Source organism: Pantoea sp. X-Soil-ISGK-259, assembly GCF_059730705.1.
Genome location: NZ_AP035986.1, coordinates 1,976,298 through 1,994,628, shown reverse-complemented (window position 1 = coordinate 1,994,628; position 18,331 = coordinate 1,976,298). Strand labels below are relative to the sequence as shown.

Here is an 18,331-nt window from a genome sequence, read left to right as displayed (position 1 = left end):
CTCCATTACAGCATTTGCTGACGCTCCGTTCGCGGTGCGCAGCCAAATTCGCGCCTGAACAGCGTTGAGAAATGGTTGCTGTCACCAAATCCACACTGGAAGGCAATATCAGTAATGCGCATATCACTGTGACGCAGCAGATGACGGGCCTGTAATAGCCGCAGACGGTTAAGATAGCGCTGCGGCGTGCTGCCGGTCTGCTGCTTCATTTGCCGATGCAACGTACGCAGCGACAGTGAGAAGCGATCGGCCAGCTCATCCCAGACAATCTCGTCACTGTAGTGATCGCCCAGCCAGTCAAGCAGGCGATGCAACCGTGCCTCCAGATCCTGACTCTGTCCGTCAATGCATGCTTCTCGCAACAGCACCAGCAGCTGTAAAAAAAGCTGCTCCTGTCGTGCCTGCTTCTCCAGCGACCAGCTCTCATCGGGCTGCATTTGCGATGCCACACACAGCGCCTGCGTCATCACTTTGTGATTGATGCGCCAGTGAGAGCGATATTGCCCATCCTGATCGCGGGGCAGTAAGGCCTGTAGCCCGGAGAGAAAGCGAAACGCGCCGGGACTGCGATAGAGCACGTTGGTCAGGCAAAGATTATCTGTCTGCTCATAGAGATGACGATCGTGATCCCGAACAAAGCAGACGCACCCCGCGCAAAGCGTTTGTGGCTGACCATTGAATACATGAATGCCGGCGCCTTGTTCAACCAGCACAATCTCATGGAAGTCATGATGATGTTCCGGAAAGGCTGCCTGCGGTTGTCGGGGTTCAATTGCTATGGCGTAATCACCTTCGGGGAAGAAATCCGCACTGTGTAAAATGGTCATGATCTTCTCTCGCTACTTTACAAAACCGTAACGCAGTCTAATCAGCCCGCCAACACCTTACCTTGAATTTTCATCCTGACTCAGCAGGAATCACGCTGATTTTTCAAGATATCCTTAGCAGTTAATCATTTTGCGGCAGGTGTCACATCCTCCTCACTGCCGCCTCTGTGATCTCTCTCACGAAGTTCTTTGCCAGTCTGCCAGGGCCTGTCCGCCGCTGGCACTCCGGGGAAGGTGTGAAACCCCTAAGATTTTTACGCTGTGACGACGCAATCACAGGAAACCGCCGCTATGACCAGGAGAAGTTTTGTTGCTATCGATCTCGGCGCCTCCAGTGGACGGGTTATGCTCGCCAGCTGGGAGGCAGCGCAGCGCAAGCTGATGCTGCGTGAGGTCCGGCGCTTTAACAATACGCGTCAACATCGTGCCGGTTATGACTGCTGGGATCTGATGCTGCTGGAGCAGGAGATCCGCGCCGGGCTGGCTCAGTTAGATGAAGAAGGCATTGTGCCGGACAGTATCGGCATCGACACCTGGGGCGTTGATATGGTGCTGCTGGACGCACAGGGCGAGCCGGTGGGTGAGGCGGTCAGCTACCGCGATGCGCGCACTCACGGTGTGATGGAGCAGGCGCATCAGGAACTGGGCCGTAGTGCTATCTATGCCCGCACCGGCATTCAGTTTCTGCCATTTAACACGCTCTATCAGATGCGCGCCCTGCATCTTCAACAGCCCGACTGGCAGGCCCGCGTAGTACATGCACTGATGATTCCCGATTACCTGCATTTTCGTCTGACCGGCAACCTTAACTGGGAATACACCAACGCCACTACCACGCAGATGCTCAATATTCACAGCGGCGAGTGGGATCGTGATTTGCTCGCCTGGGCGGGGGTGGATGCGCAGTGGTTCGGACAGCCGCAGGCACCGGGCAATACCGTCGGCCACTGGATTAACCGCGCAGGCATACCGGTTCCGGTCATCGCGGTCGCCACGCACGACACGGCCAGCGCAGTGCTGGCAACGCCGCTGATGCAGGATGACGCCGCCTATCTGAGCTCCGGGACCTGGTCGCTGATGGGCTTTGAAAGTCTGCAGCCCTATGCCAGCGACGCCGCGCTGCGCGCCAATATCACCAATGAGGGCGGCGCAGAGGGTTATCGCGTACTTAAAAACATTATGGGCTTGTGGCTGTTGCAGCGCATCTGTGCCGAACTGCAGATTGACGATCTTAACGCGCTGATTGAAGAAACGGCCCGCCAGCCCGCCTGTGCGTCACTGATCAATCCCAACGATGCCCGCTTTATTAATCCCGACAGCATGGTGAGCGAAATTCAGAATGCCTGTGCAGAGCAGGGCATGCCGGTGCCGCAATTTGCCGCTGCGCTGGCGCGCTGCATTTTTGACAGCCTGGCACTGCTCTATCGCGACGTCATTCACGAACTTGCACAACTACGTGGCAAATCTTTCAGCCAGCTGCACGTAGTGGGTGGTGGCAGTCAGAATCGTTTTCTGAATCAGCTTTGCGCCGATGCCTGCCAGATTCCGGTGCTGGCGGGTCCGGTTGAGGCCTCCACGCTGGGCAATATTGGGTGCCAGCTGATTGCGCTGGGCGAGCTGACGGATGTGGCGGATTTTCGCTGCAGCGTTATTAACAACTTTCCGCTCGAAAAATTCGAACCGCAAACTCACAGCGTCTTGAGTGCCAGTCAGGCACGCTTCGCGACGCTGACTCAACCCGCTAAGGAAACCATTTATGACTAAGCAGATTGAACAGGCTTTTGAACTGGCTAAACACCGCTACGCCGACATGGGGGTTGATGTTGAACAGGCTATTCGTCAGCTGGACCGCATCCCGGTTTCGATGCACTGCTGGCAGGGGGATGATGTCCGGGGATTTGAAAACCCACAGGGCCCATTGACCGGCGGTATTCAGGCGACGGGTAACTATCCAGGGCGAGCACGTAACGCCGATGAACTTCGCAGAGATATCGACAAAGCAATGTCCCTGATTCCCGGCGCAAAACGCCTGAATCTGCACTCCATCTATCTGGAAAGCGACAAACCCGTGACGCGCGATGCGATTGAACCTGCCCATTTTGCCCATTGGGTTGCCTGGGCCAAAGAGCACAATTTAGGGCTGGATTTTAATCCCAGCTGCTTCTCGCATCCGATGAGCGCAGACGGTTTTACGCTGTCGCACAGTGATAAAACCGTACGTCAGTTCTGGATCGATCACTGCAAAGCGAGTCGCCGTATTTCCGCCTATTTTGGTGAGCAACTGGGCTCGCCATCAGTAATGAATATCTGGGTGCCTGACGGCATGAAAGATATCACCGTGGATCGACTGGCTCCGCGTCAGCGTCTGATGAGCGCACTGGATGAGGTCATCTCAGAAAAACTCAACCCGCAGCACCATATCGATGCGGTAGAAAGCAAATTGTTTGGCATTGGCGCAGAGAGCTATACGGTAGGTTCCAGTGAGTTTTGTCTCGGCTACGCTGCCAGCCGCCAGACGGCGTTGTGCCTGGATGCAGGCCATTTCCATCCCACAGAAGTGATCTCCGACAAAATTTCTGCCGCGATGCTCTATGTGCCGCGTCTGCTGCTGCATGTCAGCCGTCCGGTGCGCTGGGACAGCGACCATGTGGTGCTGCTGGACGATGAAACTCAGGCGATCGCGAATGAGATCGTTCGTCACCAGTTGTTCGATAAAGTCCATATCGGGCTCGATTTCTTTGACGCCTCTATCAACCGCATTGCCGCCTGGGTTATCGGCACACGCAACACGAAAAAAGCGCTGCTGCGTGCCTTGCTGGAGCCCACCGACCGTTTGCGGCAGGCCGAAAACAGCGGTGATTACACCGCACGGTTGACCCTGCTGGAAGAGCAAAAATCGCTGCCGTGGCAGGCAGTATGGGAAGCGTGGTGCCTGCGCCATGATGTCCCGGCTGATGCCAGCTGGTTAGGTGATGTCCGTCACTATGAACAACAGATCTTGAGCCAACGTTAAGGATTTCATGATGCAAAACATTCTTTCTTCCGGGTTTGTTAAGGGAATGGTCAAAGCGACCAGTGACATGTGGCTGAAGGGCTGGGACGAACGCAACGGCGGCAACGTCAGCCTGCGTCTGCTGGAGGAGGAGGTCAAACCCTTCGTCCACGACTTCTGTAAAGCACCTCGCTGCATTGAGCTGACTCAACCGGCACCTTCGCTGGCAAACGACTGGTTTCTGGTGACCGGGTCTGGAAAATTCATGCGCAACGTTCAGCTTGATCCGGCGGATTGCCTGGCGCTGCTGCAGGTCGATGACAAAGGGCTCTCCTATACCATTCACTGGGGCCTTTCGAATGGCGGATTGCCGACCTCCGAGCTGGCGTCACACTTCCAGTCTCACGCGGTGCGTAAAGCGGTCAGCAAGGGCGCAGATCGGGTGATCATGCACTGTCACGCCACCAACTTTATGGCGTTGAGCTATGTGGTGGAGATGGATTCTGCCCGCTTTACCCGCCTGTTATGGGAAGGCAGCACTGAATGTCTGGTGGTCTTCCCGGATGGCGTGGGTGTGCTGCCATGGATGGTGCCCGGCACCGATGAAATCGGCGCGGCGACGGCCGGGCAGATGCAGTCGCACACGTTGGTAATGTGGCCGTTCCACGGCGTCTTTGGTACAGGCCCGACGCTCGATGAGACTTTTGGTCTGATAGACACAGCGGAGAAATCGTCCGAAGTGATCGTCAAAGTGCTGTCTATGGGCGGGATTCGCCAGAGCATTACCACAGAACAGCTGGTCGCATTGGGTGAGCGCTTCGGGGTGAAGCCGTGGCAACCCGCGCTGGATGTGGGGCCTGCTAATGCTGCGTAAAGCTTTTGTGATGCAGGTGAATGCCGACGCTCATGCAGAGTATGAGCGCCGCCACTCCCCGATCTGGCCGGAACTGGCTGAGACGCTGAAAGCGCATGGCGCACACAACTATGCTATCTGGCTGGACGCCGAACGGCATCTGCTCTTCGCCAGCGTTGAGATTGAATCTGAGGAGCGCTGGCACGCGGTGGCAAAGACGGAGGTGTGCCAGCGCTGGTGGGCATCAATGAAAAATTTAATGCCGTCGAATGCCGATAACAGCCCAATCAGTCAGCCGTTGAAACCGGTGTTCTTTCTGGAGTAGTGGAGGGAAAGGGCGGCATCGCCGCCCTGATGATCTACCGTTTAGTCTGACACAGGCCGGTCAGCGTTGGCCACATCGCCATCAACGTATCAATAATACTATCAAGATCGTCGCGCTCAGCGCCTTCACGCGCCCGCACCGACATGCCCTGCAGCATACAACCCAGATAACGGGACAGCGCCGGAACATTGACTGACGCGCTCAGTTCGTTACGCTGCTGACGCGCCAGCAGAAAATCGCTTAATACATGCTCCTGCGACTGATGCTGCTGTTGCAGCATAGTGGCAATCTCCTTCGACGCCGCCGACAGGGCGGTTGAGGTGCAGATAAAGAAGCAGCCGCCGGGAGAGTCACGCTCAGTAAAGCAGGCGGCGGTGGCACGGAAATAGGCTTCAATTGCGCGATCTACGGGTAACGTATCGTCGCCTAACACCGCTTCTCGCCAGGCACTGAACTTCTCTATATAGCGATCCATCGCCGCACGGAACAACCCTTCTTTATTCACAAACTCTGCGTAAAGGGTCGGTGCTTTTGCACCGGTTGCGGCGACAAGATCGGACAGGGACGTTCCCTCATAACCGTGTGTCCAGAACAGAGTGAGTGCTTTATCAAGCGCAGCGTCACGATCAAACACTTTAGGTCGGCCACGGCATTTCTTTACATCACAATCCTGAACCTGGCTCATACATCCTCACTGACAGTAAAACATCCTATTAAATTACCGATCATTATAAAAATGTGCAAGGTCCGCTATGCATGCCCTCGGCCAGGGTTGCCATTTTGTGCGCCAGCGCAGTGTTATCGCCCCTATGGTTAAGTCAGAAAAGGGGCTGAAGCCCATAATCACGCCACTTCGCGATTAAAATAACGCTCATTAAATAAATATTGACGGCGAGCCCCGGCGGGGTCTATTATTTGTTTAACGGTCGTTAATTAAATAGCGACAACCTAATTCAGACCAACCAAATTCAACTACCGAATAGAGAGAAGATGATGAAAACCATTAAAACCACCCTGGCAGCACTGGCACTTACCACTCTGACTTTTGGCGCATATGCCGCTGACCTCGTCACCAGCGAACCCTCTAATCAGCAGCCAGTCGGCACCATCTCTGTACAGGGCGGCACTAACCTGACCTCCCTTGAATCACAGTTGAGTGCTAAAGCGGATGAAGCGGGTGCGAAATCGTTCCGTATCACCTCAACCAGCGGCCAGAACAAACTGCACGGCACGGCAGTGATTTATCAGTAAATCGGGTGTCGACAGAATCAGTGAGAGGGGATTTGTTATGAAACGTATTAGCTTGATGGTGACAGCGGCTTTGCTAAGCAGCATCTCATTTGCCAGTGTCGCGGCTCAGCAGGTAAGCAGTACACCGCCTGATGCGCAAAAAATCGGTGTCATCAGCGCGACGGGCAGTACTAATCTGACCTCGCTGGAGCAGCAACTGTCAGAAAAGGCCAGCGATGTCGGGGCAAAGTCTTTCCGCATCACTTCGACCTCTGGCAACAACAACCTGCATGGCACAGCCATTCTTTATAAGTAAAAGCACGATAAATATTCATAAACAGGCTTCAGATAAACCCACTTATCTGAAGCCTTTTTTATTCTTAAGTCACAGCCTTATCCGTTGCTCCGCAACTGGGGATAACGACGGAAGATGTAAATACACCAGAGTAACGCCACCAGCCCGATCATCCCGCCGACGTTCCCGACTTCCGCCATGCTCAGATGCAGACTGACCTGATTCCCCAGCAGCGCACCTGCGCCAATCCCGATATTATAAATCCCTGACATGAGCGACATTGCCACATCCGTGGCATCGGGTGCCAGTGACAGCACCCGCACCTGCATACCCAGTCCAATCATCATCATTGCCATGCCCCAGACAACGCACAGTGTTGAAATAGCGGCAGGTCGGACCGCAGCAAAAATCAGCAGCCCCATACAAAGGGTTATCAGTGCGATGGCGGCAATAAGCAGTCCGGAAGGGAATTTATTGCCGAGGGTACTGAACAGCACGCTGCCCACAATACCCGCTGAACCAAACAGCAACAGCAGCAGGGTCGTAAAATTGCCGCTGGAGTGCGCCACATTCTGCATAAACGGCTCGATATAGCTGTAAGCGGTGTAATGCGCGGTCACCACCAGCGTCACCAGCAGATACATGCTGACCAGCGCCGGACGGCGAAACAGCATCGGCACACTGCTCAGCGAGCCGGTATGCTCACTCGGCAGGCGCGGCAGGATCCGCACCAGCATAATCATCAGCACCAGCGCCGAGAGGCCAATCGCGCCGAAGGTGGTACGCCAGCCAAGATACTGACCGACCACACGCCCAATCGGCACGCCCAGGACCATTGCCAGCGCAGTACCGGTCGCCAGCATACTCAGAGCCTGTGTTTTCTTACCGGCTGGCGCAACGCGGATCGCCAGTGAGGCTGTAATCGACCAGAACACCGCGTGAGACAGGGCGATGCCCACACGTGACATCATCAGCGAGCGGAAATCCCAGGCGACGGTTGAAAGTATATGGCTGACGATGAAAATCAGGAATAGCACGCCCAGCAGCAGGCGTCGCTCGATATTACGGGTTAGCAGCATCAGCGGCAGTGAGAGCAGCGCGACGACCCAGGCATAGATAGTCAGCATGATCCCGACATCAGCCGTCGGCATTGAAAAGTCAGCGGCAATATCGGACAGCAGGCCAACCGGGACAAATTCGGTGGTATTGAAGACAAACGCAGCAATAGCCAGCAATACCACGCGTAGCCAGGCAGTCTTACGTGAAACAGTTGTTGATTGCATGAGGAGTCAAGCCAGTCAGAATAGCGAATGTGGATGTGACAGACACACCCAGTGAAAGTGACCTGCGTCACAAAATTAACCGCTATTGTAGTCAATAAACCGGGAAGAGAAACCTGATAACGCGCTTTTAATACTGAATTTTTTTTATCGCCCTGGCACCGGGCGATAGCCAGAGGTTATTACCCGCGACAACGCAAGGAGATCCTGTGCAGCAGCATAATCTATAAGCAAAATGTGACGGAGCAGCACGCCGGAGAGAACACCATCACGGTTAAAAGCCCTGCGCTTAACGCGACGTTGGCGTGTGCTTCAGGGCCACACTGAGCTGAGCTGCCGGATGGGTCGAATGATTGAGCGGACAGCAATTTTCACAGCCTATTGCACCCACATAATATTTTTTCGCCTGAAGAATAGCGGCGTTCACGTGGTAAAAACTGCCCAGAAACAGTCTGTTATCCATGTCGGGAAGATGAGGGCAACCCGCAGCATGGACGACATGATTATCGTTATATCCTGATTGTTTGTTAACGTAATAGTAGAGAGCCACAGGCGTTCCTTGTTGCCGTGCTGAAAGGCAAAACAGATGAATTATGACAATAAAATGATTATAGCGGGAAACGCACACTTTGTTTGTTGTGGATCTGAATCAAACGTTCTGGAGGCGGTTTGCCAGACCCGGCGGGGCCTGGCAAACGTGCAGGCTGTCAGAGTTTTCTACTGTGCAGGCGCCAGGCAACCGCTAACGCCAGTATCAGCAGGACGCTGATAAATAGCGTAATACCGCCCCAGCCGAAGTTATGCCAGAACAGACCGCCCAGCGTACCCGCCACGCTGGAACCCACGTAATAGCTGAAAAGATAAAGCGAGGAAGCCTGTCCCCGCGCCCGACGCGCCCGGGGACCGATCCAGCCGCTGGCAACGGCATGAGCAGCAAAAAAACCGGCAGTGAACAGCATCATCCCAGGCAGGATCAGCCAGAGGGAGTTAAAGGCCGTTACCAGCAGGCCCAGTAACATGATGGCTGTCGCGCCCAGCATTACCGGCCCGCGCCCAATGCGGCTGGTCAGCGCACCCGCTTTAGGCGAACTCCATGAGCCGGTCAGGTAGACCACGGATAACAACCCGACCACGGCCTGACTGAGATGCCAGGGCGCGTCCAGTAAACGATAGCCAATGTAGTTGAACAGGGTGACGAAGGCGCCCATCAGCAGGAAGCCTTCGGCAAACAACCACGGCAGGCCTGGATCGCGCCAGTGCAGCCGGAAGTTAATTAACAGATTACGCGGGCGCAGGGTGATGGGTCTGAAATGACGCGATGCGGGCAGGATCTTCCAGAACATCAGCGCGGAGGCCAGTGAAAAACAGCCGATTACCGCCACGGCGATCCGCCATGAGAAGAGGTCGGTCAGGACACCGCTGAGCAGACGCCCGCTCATTCCGCCTATGGAATTACCGCTGATATACAACCCCATGGAAAAGGCAACGACCCGTGCATCTATCTCTTCACTGAGATAGGTCATGCCCACCGCCGCAACGCCGCTAAGCGACAGGCCCATCAGCCCACGCATGATCAGAATGCCGTGCCAGCTGGTCATCGTGGCCGAGATCAGCGTACAGATGGCGGCGAGCATCAGGGCGGTCACCATCACCGATTTACGCCCGATAGCATCAGAGAGTGGGCCGGTGACGAGGAGGCCCAGCGCCATCAGACCGGTAGAGATGGAGAGCGACAGGCTGCTGGTCGCCGGAGAAACCCCAAACTGCTGTGACATGACTGGCAGAATCGGCTGCACACAATAGAGCAGGGCAAAGGTGGCCAGTCCGGCCGAGAAGAGTGCCAGCGTCACGCGCATAAACGCGGGCGTTCCGCGGCGAATGTATCCTGAAGCTGCCGCAGATTCTGGCGGTGCAGACACCGCACTCTCATCCACGGCGGCCTGTATTGAGCGACTCACACATCATCCTTTCAGTCAGAAAACCAGTGGTCAGCATAGGAAAGTGGAATTATGATGTCTAATATATTAATAATCTCAAATAAGACGTTTAAAATATGAATATCGAGCTGCGTCACCTGCGCTACTTTATTGCGGTTGCCGAAGAGTTACATTTCGGGCGGGCAGCCCTGCGTCTGAATATCTCTCAGCCGCCGCTCAGCCAGCAAATAATGCAGCTCGAAACGGAAACGGGTGCCAGGCTATTTAATCGCACCAACCGCAGCGTGCAACTTACCGCAGCCGGAGAGCAATTACTGAGTGATGCCCGTGCGATTCTTTTACAGGTTGAGCAGGCGTCTGACCGCGCAGCCCGGCTGCATCGTGGCGAAGAGGGAGAGTTAAGAATTGGTTTTACCTCTTCGGCGCCGTTTACCGCGGTGGTCTCAGATGCACTGTTCCGGTTTCGTCAGCGCTGGCCACAGGTGCATATAAAGATGCAGGAGATCAACACCCGTCAGCAACTGGTCCCGTTGCACGAAGGACTGCTTGATCTTGGTGTGATGCGCAATACGCCGCTGCCGGCCGATTTGCGGCATCAGTTGCTGCTGAGTGAGCCGCTCTATGCCGTGGTGCATAAGGCCCATCCGCTGGCGGGCGCCGAAAAAATTTCGGTGACTGCGCTGGCGGCTGAACCCTTTGTCTTCTTCGATCCTCAGGGCGGCACCGCGCTTTACAGCGATATTCTGGCGCTGCTGCACCGCTATCACATCAAGCCCTATATCACGCAGGAAGTGGGTGAAGCGATGACCATCCTGGGGCTGGTCGCAACCGGTCTGGGCGTATCCATTCTGCCCGCCTCATTCCGGCGGGCGCGGCTGGCCGATCTGGTCTGGCTGCCGTTAACGGAAGAGGATGCCATTTCAGAGCTGTGGCTGGTCTGGTCTGCAGGACGTGAATTAAATGCCCAGATGCAGCACATGATGGCGTTGCTGCAGGAGAAGCAGCGCTGAACCCTGCCTGTCACCGCATCAATTTGTGCGATAAATCACATTTCTAATCAAATATTTGACGCTGTTGCCTGATCTGCCTCACCATGGCGCATGTTTATTTAGAAGCGCGAAAATAACCGGGAGCAGGGTTGTGAATCCGGACAGTCAACCTGGCCACATTGACCAGATTAAGCAGACCAATGCAGGTGTCGTATATCGATTAATTGATCGCTACGGTCCCATTTCGCGTATCGAACTTTCCCGCCGTGCCCAGCTCGCGCCGGCCAGCATCACCAAAATTGTGCGTGAAATGCTGGATGCGCATCTGGTGCAGGAGACTGAGTATCAGGACCCCGGCAGTCGTGGCCGTCCGGCGATTGGCCTGATACTGGATACCGATGCCTGGCACTATCTGGCGATTCGGTTGCATCGCGGCGCAATGACCTTCACGCTGCGCGATCTCAGCAGCCGGGCGCTGGCAGAAGACAGCCTGCCGCTGCCTGATGAATCTGCTCAGCCATTACTCTCCGCGCTAATAGAACAGGTCGATGCTTTTTTCATTCGTCATCAAAAGAAGCTTGAACGCCTGACGGCTATCGCTATCACCCTGCCAGGACTGATTAACGCCGCCTCCGGCGTGGTGCATCGTTTGCCAGGTTATGCGGTACGCGATATGCCGCTGGGCGATGCGCTGGCAGCGCGAACCGGCTTAGCGGTGTTTGTGCAGCACGACATTTCAGCCTGGACGCTGGCGGAATCGCTGTTTGGCGCATCACGCGGTGCACAGGATGTTATTCAGATTGTGATTGATGAAACCGTCGGCGCTGGCGTGATCAGTGGCGGTCAGCTGCTGCACAAGAGTGGCAGGGCACTGGTCGAAATCGGCCATACCCAGATAGATCCTTATGGTCAGCAGTGCTACTGCGGTAATCATGGCTGTCTGGAGACAGTCGCCAGTACCGGCAGTCTGCTCGCGCTGGCAGCGCAGCGTCTGCCAGCCCAGCCGGACAGCCTGCTAAATAACCAGCCGTTGACGCTTCAGTCACTGTGCGAGGCCGCGCAATCGGGCGACCGTCTGGCGCGCGACACCATTGCCAGCGTCGGGCACCACGTTGGCCGGATCCTGGCGATGATGGTCAACATCTTCAATCCACAACATATTCTTATCGGTTCTCCGCTCAATGCCGCCGCTGATGTGCTGTTTCCGGCAGTCAGCAATACGATTCTGCAGCAGTCACTGCCCGCTTACAGCGCGAGTATTGAGCTGGCACCCACTGAATTTAGCGAGCCGGGAACACTGGGCGGTGCCGCGCTAATCAAAGACGCCCTCTATAACGGACATCTGTTAGTGAAGTTGTTGCAAGGTTAAGCAGACCTGAACTTGCGCTAACGCAATCTGTTCCCCTCCTTCATTCCTTAAAATGCCGTTTCGCAGCAAGGTTAATCCCTGATTAATCGCAACGGTTTTAGAGGAGAAGTTGAGTGAACAGATTATTTGTTACTGGCACCGATACCGCAGTGGGCAAAACGGTGGTGTCACGCGCCCTGTTACAGAGTTTTATACAGACCGGACACAGTGCAGTCGGCTATAAGCCTATTGCACGATGTGCAGTTAAAACCCCGGATGGCCTGCGTAACAAAGATGCACAGGTTCTGCAAAGCGCGTCCTCCATCGACTTGCCTTATCAGGCGATCAATCCGCTGGTTTTCCAGGAAGAGGAGATCTGCACCCATCCCACGCAGATCATCGACTATGGGTTGCTGACTCAGGGCTTAACCCGCCTGATGCAGCAGGCCAGTCGCGTGGTCGTTGAGGGCACAGGCGGCTGGCGCAGCCTGATGAACGATGGACGTCCGCTCTCCTGCTGGGTCGTTGAGCAGCAACTGCCGGTGGTGCTGGTGGTCGGCATCCAGTCGGGCTGTATCAGTCACGCCTTGTTGACGGCAGAAGCGATTGCGCAGGATGGTCTCCCGCTGCTGGGCTGGGTAGGCAATCGAATTAACCCAGGACTGGCGCACTACAGCGACATTATCGAGATTCTGCGCGAAAAAATCGGCGCACCGCTGCTGGGCGAACTGCCTTATTTACCGCGTGCCGAACAACGCGATCTCACACCTTATATCGATATTTCCCTGCTGGAGCCGGACAGTTTGCACGCTGTGAGTGCAAAGATCGCCTGATTATGAAACAAAACGAGTCATCTGAGTCGGGAGTGAGCCTAAAGTTTCAGGCTCGTTTTCGACTCTCTGCAAAAATTTCTGTTTATATTTGAATGGCCTGACGCAGTTAACGCGAAACAACAACGTCATGGCGCAAAAAATGCATTAACTCCGCTTATCACAGTGAGCCGGAGTATCATCATGTCGCATTCGCACGAGAAAGGTTTGTTATATGGGCTTGAGGCCCGCATTGGTCCCGCCCCGGCGTTTCTGGCCGCATTGCAACATCTGCTCGCCAGCGTAGTGGGGATTATCACGCCACCGCTGATTATTGGTTCAGTTCTGGGATTAAATGCCTACATTCCTTATCTGATAAGCATGTCGCTGTTTGTTTCAGGGTTAGGCACTTTTATGCAGGCCAGACGCTTTTATGGCATTGGCGCGGGCATGATCTGCCTGCAGGGCACCAGTTTCGCGTTTCTCGGTGTGATTCTCTCCGGTGGGCTGATGGTGAAAGGGCGCGGCGGATCGCCAGAAGAGATTATGGCGATGTTGTTTGGCTGCAACCTGGTGGCAGCGCTGATTCCGATTCTGATTAGCCGCTGTGTGGGCTCACTGCGCAAAGTCCTGACGCCGGTTGTGACCGGCACAGTGATTACTCTCATCGGCATCAGCCTGATCAAGGTGAGCATCACCGACTGGGCTGGCGGTCACAACGCCACAGATTTTGGTTCGCCGGGGAATCTGGCGCTGGGAGCGCTGACGCTGCTGGTGATTGTGGCGCTTAACCGTTCGCGCAACCGCTGGGCAAGGCTGGTGGCAGTGGTGGCCGGCATCGCGGTGGGATGCGTGGCGGCAGTCTTAACCGGATATTTACAACTGCACGTCGCGCCGGAGAGCAGCTGGATGGTACTGCCAGCCTTCTTCCGGTTTGGTTTCGCCTTTGACTGGACTATCTTTCTGCCGATTGCACTCGTGTCGGTCATCGCCGTAATTGAAGCCGTTGGGGATCTCACGGCCAACTGCCTGATTTCACAGCAGCCCATCGCTGGCAAGCCTTTTCAGCAGCGGCTGCAGGGCGGTATTGTCGCTGATGGCCTGAGCTGTGTGCTGGCGGCGGTTTTCTCCGCCTTTCCTAACACCACGTTTGCGCAAAATAATGGGGTTATCCAGATGACGGGCGTTGCCAGTCGTTACGTAGGCATGCTCTTAGGCATTATGCTGGCGCTACTGGGGCTTTTTCCTTTTGTTGGCTCGCTGCTGCAGCAGATCCCGCCGCCAGTCCTTGGCGGAGCCACTATTGTGATGTTTGGCAGCGTCGTCGCTGCGGGTATCCGGGTGATGACACAGACGCCGCTGGGCCGCCGTGAGATGCTGATTGTCGCAATTTCATTCGGGATTGGTCTTGGCGTGGAAGCGGTGCCGGAGGTACTGAAGCAGTTCCCACCGCTAATTAACAGTCTGTTTGGTCATGCGGTAACGACCGGCGGTATTCTGGCGATTATGCTCAATCTGGTACTGCCAGACGAGGCATCTGCCGTGGAAGAGGTTGAGGCGGAAACACTGACTGAAAGTTAAAAGCTGAATAACGCACAACCGCTGAATAACGCACAACCGCTGAAGTTGCTCTGACAGACGGCTCAGAAATTCAAAGCGATGGGAGCATACGCCAGTAGCAAAGCATCGCGGACCAGGGATGGGAGCATACGCCAGTAGCAAAGCATCGCGGACCAGGGATGGGCCGCGCTGAGCCCGCCAGGGATGGCGTGGTTTGCGTCTTTGTCGAGGGCGTAAGCTCCCTGAGCTGGTAATAAATTAACAGTCATAATACGTCGTGACTTAACTGGCTTTAAGATGGAGTCGGCGAGGGGAATAGGGCCAGAGCGGCCCTTTTTCTGACTTATATCACTATTACGACATTATGGATTCAGACGACGACGGGTTCGACCCGAGCTGAGGTAATCCGCGATGTAATCCTGCGAAATCTCCCCGCTGTAGCGACCCTCTTCATCGACTATTGGCATCCAGACTGTATTGTGCTCATAGAGTTTGGACAACACCACGCGCAGGTTCTCTTCCGCTTTACCGGTGACCTTAAAGGTGTGCAGCTTCTCTTCACAACGGCCACTCACGTTACGCGCCTCGCGACGCTTCACGAAGCCCAGCGGCTTACCATCCTCATCGACCACGGTAATCGACCGCATATCGTTCTCATCCATGGTGCCAAAGGCTTCATCCAGTGGCGTTGAGCGGCGCACGGTGATGGTCGGCTGCTGATCGGTCACGTCTCCCGCCTGCACCAGTAACAGACGCTTAAGCGTGCGGTCCTGGCCCACAAACGAGCCAACGAAATCATTGGCCGGAGTCGCCAGCAACTCATCCGGGCTGGCGCACTGCACGATTTTACCCTGACCAAAGACGGCGATGCGGTCGCCGAGCTTGAGCGCCTCATCGATGTCGTGGCTCACCAGCATCACGGTTTTCTTCAACTGGCGCTGCATGTCGAGGAACTCGTTCTGGATCACTTCGCGGTTAATCGGGTCAACGGCACCAAACGGCTCATCCATCAGCAGCACCGGTGGATCCGCGGCCAGGGCGCGAATCACGCCGATACGTTGCTGCTGACCGCCGGACATCTCACGCGGATAGCGATGCAGGAACTTAGTCGGGTCCAGCGCGACCATGCTCATCAGCTCAGTGGCACGTTCACGACACTGCTTCTTGTCCCAGCCCAGCATGCGTGGCACTACAGTAATGTTCTCCTCAATGGTCATGTTGGGGAACAGACCTATCTGCTGGATAACATAGCCAATGTTGCGACGCAAAGTGGTGGTGTCCTGGGTACTGGTATCTTCGCCGTTGATCAGGATGCGGCCACTGGTGGCGGGGATCAGACGGTTAATCATTTTCAGCGTGGTTGTCTTACCGCAGCCCGATGGCCCCAGCAGTACACACATCTCACCGGCGGGTACGTGAAGGCTGACGTTATCGACGGCTTTGTTAGTAGTGCCGTTTTTCTGGGTAAAGGTTTTCGTCAGGTTTTCCAGCGTAATCATTATCGAATCCCCTTTGGAGTCAGCGCCTGCTGCAAACGGTGCAGCAGCCAGTCAAGAAAAATAGCCAGCAGACAAATCATCAGTGCCCCGGCAATCAACATACGAATATCACTGCCGCTGATCCCATCGAGCAGCAACTGGCCCAGACCGCCCGCGCCAATGACGGCAGCAATCGCCATCACGCCAACGTTCATCACCACGGCGGTACGGATGCCGCCAAAAATCACCGGCAGCGCCATCGGGATTTCAACCCAGCGCAGACGCTGCCAGAAGGTCATGCCGATGCCACGGCCCGCTTCACGCAGTCCATCCGGCAGATTCTCCAGCGCGGTGTGAGTGTTGCGCACAATCGGCAGCAGTGAGTAGAGGAACACCGCGGTGATCGCTGGCAGCGCGCCGATGCCCTGACCGATCAGCGAAAATACCGGAATCATCAGACCAAACAGCGCAATAGTAGGAATGGTCAGCACCACGGTAGCGATACCGAGTATCGGCGTTGCCAGCCATCTGACACGCACGATCAGAATGCCCAGCGGCACGCCAATCACAATGGCCAGGCCGACCGCCACCAGCACCAGCCAGCTGTGCTGCCAGCTCAGGGTGAGCAGGGTGCTCCAGTTATCCATGATGTAGTGAAGGGTATCCACAGTGCCTCCTTACAGCATGTTTTTGGATTGAAGGAAATCACGCGCCACGGTTTCCGGTGACTCATGATCGATATCGACCCGCTTGTTCAGCTCTGTGATCGCCTCATCAGTGATCTGAGCAGAAAGCTGATTAAGCGCGGTATCCAGCCCCGGATGGCTCGCCAGCACATCCTGACGCACGACCGGCGTCACGTTGTAGCTCGGGAAGAAGTGTTTATCATCCTCCAGCACTTTCAGGTTGAAGCCCTTAACCCGTCCATCGGTGGTGTAGATCAGACCGGCATCGACGAATCCATCGCGAATTGCGTTGTAAACCAGACCCGGGTCCATCTGGCGGATCTGCGGCCGATCGAGCGCCAGGTTATAGGTTTTCTGCAGGGGTTTCAGGCCGTCAGAACGACCGGCGAACTCCAGATCCAGCCCCAGACGCCAGTTATGGTCCGGGTCAGATTTCCGCACCTGCTCAATTTTCGCAACCAGCTGCGAGAGGGTGGTGATGCCTTCTTTTTCGGCCCGCTCACGGGTCATGGCAAAGGCATAGGTATTGTTCATCGGTGCCGGATTAAGCCACACCAGTCCCAGCTTTGCATCCAGCTTTTTGACCGTTTCATAGGCCTGCTGCGAAGACATCGGCTTGTTGATATGGTTGAAGATAATCAGTGAGGTGCCGGTATATTCCCAGGTCATATCAATCTGCTTGTTCAGCAGTGCATTACGACCAATGGTAGTGGCGATATTACGTTTAGGGACCACCTCAAAACCTTTCTTCTGCAACCACAGCACCGTCATCGCGGACAGGATATGCTGCTCGGTAAAACTTTTGGTTGCCATCACCAGCGGGGTGGCAGCCTGCGCCGTCTGGCTTAGCAGCAGCGTCGCAGTCAGCGCGACAACGCTTTTCTTAATCCACTTCGTTAGCATTACAAAGCTCCTTGTGGTCAGGCCGCAGCATGCGGACTCAGAAAGCGGCCCAGTGCGGCCAGCAGCATATCCAGAACCAGTGCCACCAGTGCGGTGGCAACGGCGCCCAGAATCAGTGTCGGGAAGTCATTCAGATAGATGCCCGGGAAGATCAGCTCACCAAAGCTGCTGGCACCAATCAGGAAGGCCAGTGGAGCGGTACCGACGTTGATGGCGGTGGCGATGCGCACGCCTGCGAGAATGACCGGCAGGGCGTTGGGCAGCTCAACCTGACGCAGACGTTGCCATTTGGTCATGCCGATGCCGTTGGCGGCCTCAATCAGCGACGGAGGAACCGCGCTCAGGCCAGAGAAGGTGTTTCGAACGATGGGCAGCAATGACGCCAGAAACAGCGCAATCAGCGCCGGACGATCGCCAATGCCGATGATTACCATCGCCAGCGCCAGCACCGCGAGCGGTGGCAGTGTGTTTCCCACATTGAAAATCTGCATCACATATTCTGCCCAGCGACGCGCAAACGGGCGACTGAGCAGGATGCCGCTGGGAATACCGACCAGCAGAGCGAACAACATTGACCAGAAAACTAAGAAGAGGTGCTGCTGCCCGAGATAGAGCAGATCGACTTTACGTGCGACCAGTTGATCCCAGCCTAAGCCCCAGATCAGTGCTGCGATCACCGCGACCACTGCAAGCACTGCCAGACCGGCGCGTTGGGCCAGTGAAGCATTTTGCATAGGAGAATCTCCCTGATGACGATCTCATTTGTTATAACAACCATAAACAGTCCGACAGGCGCGACAAAAACTGCCACCGCACCCA

General features: G+C 55.6%; 19 protein-coding genes. 10 read left to right on the top strand and 9 right to left on the bottom strand.

What is annotated here, in order from left to right; all coding sequences use genetic code 11:
• Positions 1-5: 5 nt before the first annotated feature.
• On the bottom strand, positions 6-827 hold the full coding sequence (gene rhaS, locus AC6I77_RS09325) for an HTH-type transcriptional activator RhaS (RefSeq protein WP_110411388.1): 822 nt from the start codon (positions 825-827) through the stop codon (positions 6-8).
• A 291-nt stretch (positions 828-1,118) separates the two neighbouring features.
• Here rhaS and rhaB point away from each other — a divergent pair, with 291 nt between their 5' ends.
• From rhaB to rhaM, 4 genes are read left to right on the top strand one after another with little or no spacing between them, the layout of a single operon-like run.
• A complete protein-coding gene (gene rhaB / locus AC6I77_RS09320) occupies positions 1,119-2,591 on the top strand; it encodes a rhamnulokinase (protein ID WP_110411389.1) in 1,473 nt (490 codons plus the stop codon).
• Entirely contained in the window at positions 2,584-3,840 is a 1,257-nt protein-coding gene (locus AC6I77_RS09315) for an L-rhamnose isomerase (protein WP_110411390.1), read from the top strand. The genes rhaB and AC6I77_RS09315 overlap by 8 nt, the downstream gene beginning before the upstream one ends.
• 10 nt (positions 3,841-3,850) lie before the next feature.
• Positions 3,851-4,693 (top strand): rhamnulose-1-phosphate aldolase, encoded by an 843-nt coding sequence (gene rhaD / locus AC6I77_RS09310; protein ID WP_008925223.1) that lies wholly within the window; start codon positions 3,851-3,853, stop codon positions 4,691-4,693.
• Positions 4,683-4,997, top strand: a complete 315-nt coding sequence (gene rhaM, locus AC6I77_RS09305) for an L-rhamnose mutarotase (protein ID WP_110411391.1) — start codon at positions 4,683-4,685, stop codon at positions 4,995-4,997. Before rhaD ends, rhaM begins: the two co-directional genes overlap by 11 nt.
• A gap of 34 nt (positions 4,998-5,031) precedes the next feature.
• Here rhaM and AC6I77_RS09300 read toward each other — a convergent pair whose 3' ends face one another.
• Complete coding sequence (locus AC6I77_RS09300) at positions 5,032-5,682, bottom strand: TetR/AcrR family transcriptional regulator (protein ID WP_003853682.1); 651 nt, start codon at positions 5,680-5,682, stop codon at positions 5,032-5,034.
• A 308-nt stretch (positions 5,683-5,990) separates the two neighbouring features.
• Here AC6I77_RS09300 and bhsA (AC6I77_RS09295) point away from each other — a divergent pair, with 308 nt between their 5' ends.
• Complete coding sequence (gene bhsA, locus AC6I77_RS09295; RefSeq protein ID WP_003853680.1) at positions 5,991-6,248, top strand: multiple stress resistance protein BhsA; 258 nt, start codon at positions 5,991-5,993, stop codon at positions 6,246-6,248.
• 37 nt (positions 6,249-6,285) lie between these two features.
• Complete coding sequence (gene bhsA / locus AC6I77_RS09290) at positions 6,286-6,543, top strand: multiple stress resistance protein BhsA (protein WP_003853679.1); 258 nt, start codon at positions 6,286-6,288, stop codon at positions 6,541-6,543.
• Between the two features lie 77 nt (positions 6,544-6,620).
• Here bhsA (AC6I77_RS09290) and AC6I77_RS09285 read toward each other — a convergent pair whose 3' ends face one another.
• The 3 genes from AC6I77_RS09285 to ynfM form a co-directional block, all read right to left on the bottom strand.
• Positions 6,621-7,805 (bottom strand): sugar transporter, encoded by a 1,185-nt coding sequence (locus tag AC6I77_RS09285; protein WP_154926274.1) that lies wholly within the window; start codon positions 7,803-7,805, stop codon positions 6,621-6,623.
• A 286-nt stretch (positions 7,806-8,091) separates the two neighbouring features.
• Positions 8,092-8,352, bottom strand: a complete 261-nt coding sequence (locus AC6I77_RS09280) for a hypothetical protein (protein ID WP_008925221.1) — start codon at positions 8,350-8,352, stop codon at positions 8,092-8,094.
• 157 nt (positions 8,353-8,509) lie between these two features.
• Complete coding sequence (gene ynfM, locus AC6I77_RS09275) at positions 8,510-9,760, bottom strand: multidrug efflux MFS transporter YnfM/SxtP(Kp) (RefSeq protein ID WP_039660206.1); 1,251 nt, start codon at positions 9,758-9,760, stop codon at positions 8,510-8,512.
• Between the two features lie 95 nt (positions 9,761-9,855).
• Between ynfM and AC6I77_RS09270 the strand changes: the two genes are divergently transcribed.
• The 4 genes from AC6I77_RS09270 to AC6I77_RS09255 all read left to right on the top strand — a co-directional run bounded on the left by AC6I77_RS09270 (position 9,856) and on the right by AC6I77_RS09255 (position 14,466).
• A complete protein-coding gene (locus AC6I77_RS09270) occupies positions 9,856-10,749 on the top strand; it encodes a LysR family transcriptional regulator (protein ID WP_003853669.1) in 894 nt (297 codons plus the stop codon).
• 130 nt (positions 10,750-10,879) lie between these two features.
• A complete protein-coding gene (gene mlc, locus AC6I77_RS09265) occupies positions 10,880-12,097 on the top strand; it encodes a sugar metabolism global transcriptional regulator Mlc (RefSeq protein ID WP_078804416.1) in 1,218 nt (405 codons plus the stop codon).
• A 113-nt stretch (positions 12,098-12,210) separates the two neighbouring features.
• Positions 12,211-12,909 carry a dethiobiotin synthase gene (gene bioD / locus AC6I77_RS09260; RefSeq protein ID WP_039660208.1) on the top strand — a complete coding sequence of 233 codons (699 nt, stop codon included), beginning with the start codon at positions 12,211-12,213 and terminating at the stop codon, positions 12,907-12,909.
• Positions 12,910-13,089: 180 nt separating this feature from the next.
• A complete protein-coding gene (locus AC6I77_RS09255) occupies positions 13,090-14,466 on the top strand; it encodes a nucleobase:cation symporter-2 family protein (RefSeq protein WP_039660209.1) in 1,377 nt (458 codons plus the stop codon).
• A 341-nt stretch (positions 14,467-14,807) separates the two neighbouring features.
• On the opposite strand, the gene osmV is transcribed toward AC6I77_RS09255, so the two are convergent.
• The 4 genes from osmV to AC6I77_RS09235 are packed head-to-tail and all read right to left on the bottom strand — an operon-like array spanning position 14,808 to position 18,246.
• Positions 14,808-15,944, bottom strand: a complete 1,137-nt coding sequence (osmV, locus tag AC6I77_RS09250) for an osmoprotectant ABC transporter ATP-binding protein OsmV (RefSeq protein WP_003853663.1) — start codon at positions 15,942-15,944, stop codon at positions 14,808-14,810.
• The gene (gene osmW / locus AC6I77_RS09245) at positions 15,944-16,591 is read right to left on the bottom strand and encodes an osmoprotectant ABC transporter permease OsmW (protein ID WP_003853661.1); all 648 of its coding nucleotides are present in this window, start codon (positions 16,589-16,591) and stop codon (positions 15,944-15,946) included. The genes osmV and osmW overlap by 1 nt, the downstream gene beginning before the upstream one ends.
• A gap of 9 nt (positions 16,592-16,600) precedes the next feature.
• Positions 16,601-17,512 carry a glycine betaine ABC transporter substrate-binding protein gene (locus tag AC6I77_RS09240; RefSeq protein ID WP_039660211.1) on the bottom strand — a complete coding sequence of 304 codons (912 nt, stop codon included), beginning with the start codon at positions 17,510-17,512 and terminating at the stop codon, positions 16,601-16,603.
• Positions 17,513-17,529: 17 nt separating this feature from the next.
• Positions 17,530-18,246: an ABC transporter permease gene (locus AC6I77_RS09235; protein WP_003853657.1), complete on the bottom strand. Its 717-nt coding sequence runs from the start codon at positions 18,244-18,246 to the stop codon at positions 17,530-17,532.
• Between the last annotated feature and the right edge of the window lie 85 nt (positions 18,247-18,331).

Excerpts from the sequence above, each read along its gene's own strand:
- rhaS (WP_110411388.1), bottom strand. The coding sequence starts at position 827 with ATGACCATTTTACACAGTGCGGATTTCTTCCCCGAAGGTGATTACGCC.
- rhaB (WP_110411389.1), top strand. The coding sequence starts at position 1,119 with ATGACCAGGAGAAGTTTTGTTGCTATCGATCTCGGCGCCTCCAGTGGA.
- AC6I77_RS09315 (WP_110411390.1), top strand. The coding sequence starts at position 2,584 with ATGACTAAGCAGATTGAACAGGCTTTTGAACTGGCTAAACACCGCTAC.
- rhaD (WP_008925223.1), top strand. The coding sequence starts at position 3,851 with ATGCAAAACATTCTTTCTTCCGGGTTTGTTAAGGGAATGGTCAAAGCG.
- rhaM (WP_110411391.1), top strand. The coding sequence starts at position 4,683 with ATGCTGCGTAAAGCTTTTGTGATGCAGGTGAATGCCGACGCTCATGCA.
- AC6I77_RS09300 (WP_003853682.1), bottom strand. The coding sequence starts at position 5,682 with ATGAGCCAGGTTCAGGATTGTGATGTAAAGAAATGCCGTGGCCGACCT.
- bhsA (WP_003853680.1), top strand. The coding sequence starts at position 5,991 with ATGAAAACCATTAAAACCACCCTGGCAGCACTGGCACTTACCACTCTG.
- bhsA (WP_003853679.1), top strand. The coding sequence starts at position 6,286 with ATGAAACGTATTAGCTTGATGGTGACAGCGGCTTTGCTAAGCAGCATC.
- AC6I77_RS09285 (WP_154926274.1), bottom strand. The coding sequence starts at position 7,805 with ATGCAATCAACAACTGTTTCACGTAAGACTGCCTGGCTACGCGTGGTA.
- AC6I77_RS09270 (WP_003853669.1), top strand. The coding sequence starts at position 9,856 with ATGAATATCGAGCTGCGTCACCTGCGCTACTTTATTGCGGTTGCCGAA.
- AC6I77_RS09255 (WP_039660209.1), top strand. The coding sequence starts at position 13,090 with ATGTCGCATTCGCACGAGAAAGGTTTGTTATATGGGCTTGAGGCCCGC.
- osmV (WP_003853663.1), bottom strand. The coding sequence starts at position 15,944 with ATGATTACGCTGGAAAACCTGACGAAAACCTTTACCCAGAAAAACGGC.
- AC6I77_RS09240 (WP_039660211.1), bottom strand. The coding sequence starts at position 17,512 with ATGCTAACGAAGTGGATTAAGAAAAGCGTTGTCGCGCTGACTGCGACG.
- AC6I77_RS09235 (WP_003853657.1), bottom strand. The coding sequence starts at position 18,246 with ATGCAAAATGCTTCACTGGCCCAACGCGCCGGTCTGGCAGTGCTTGCA.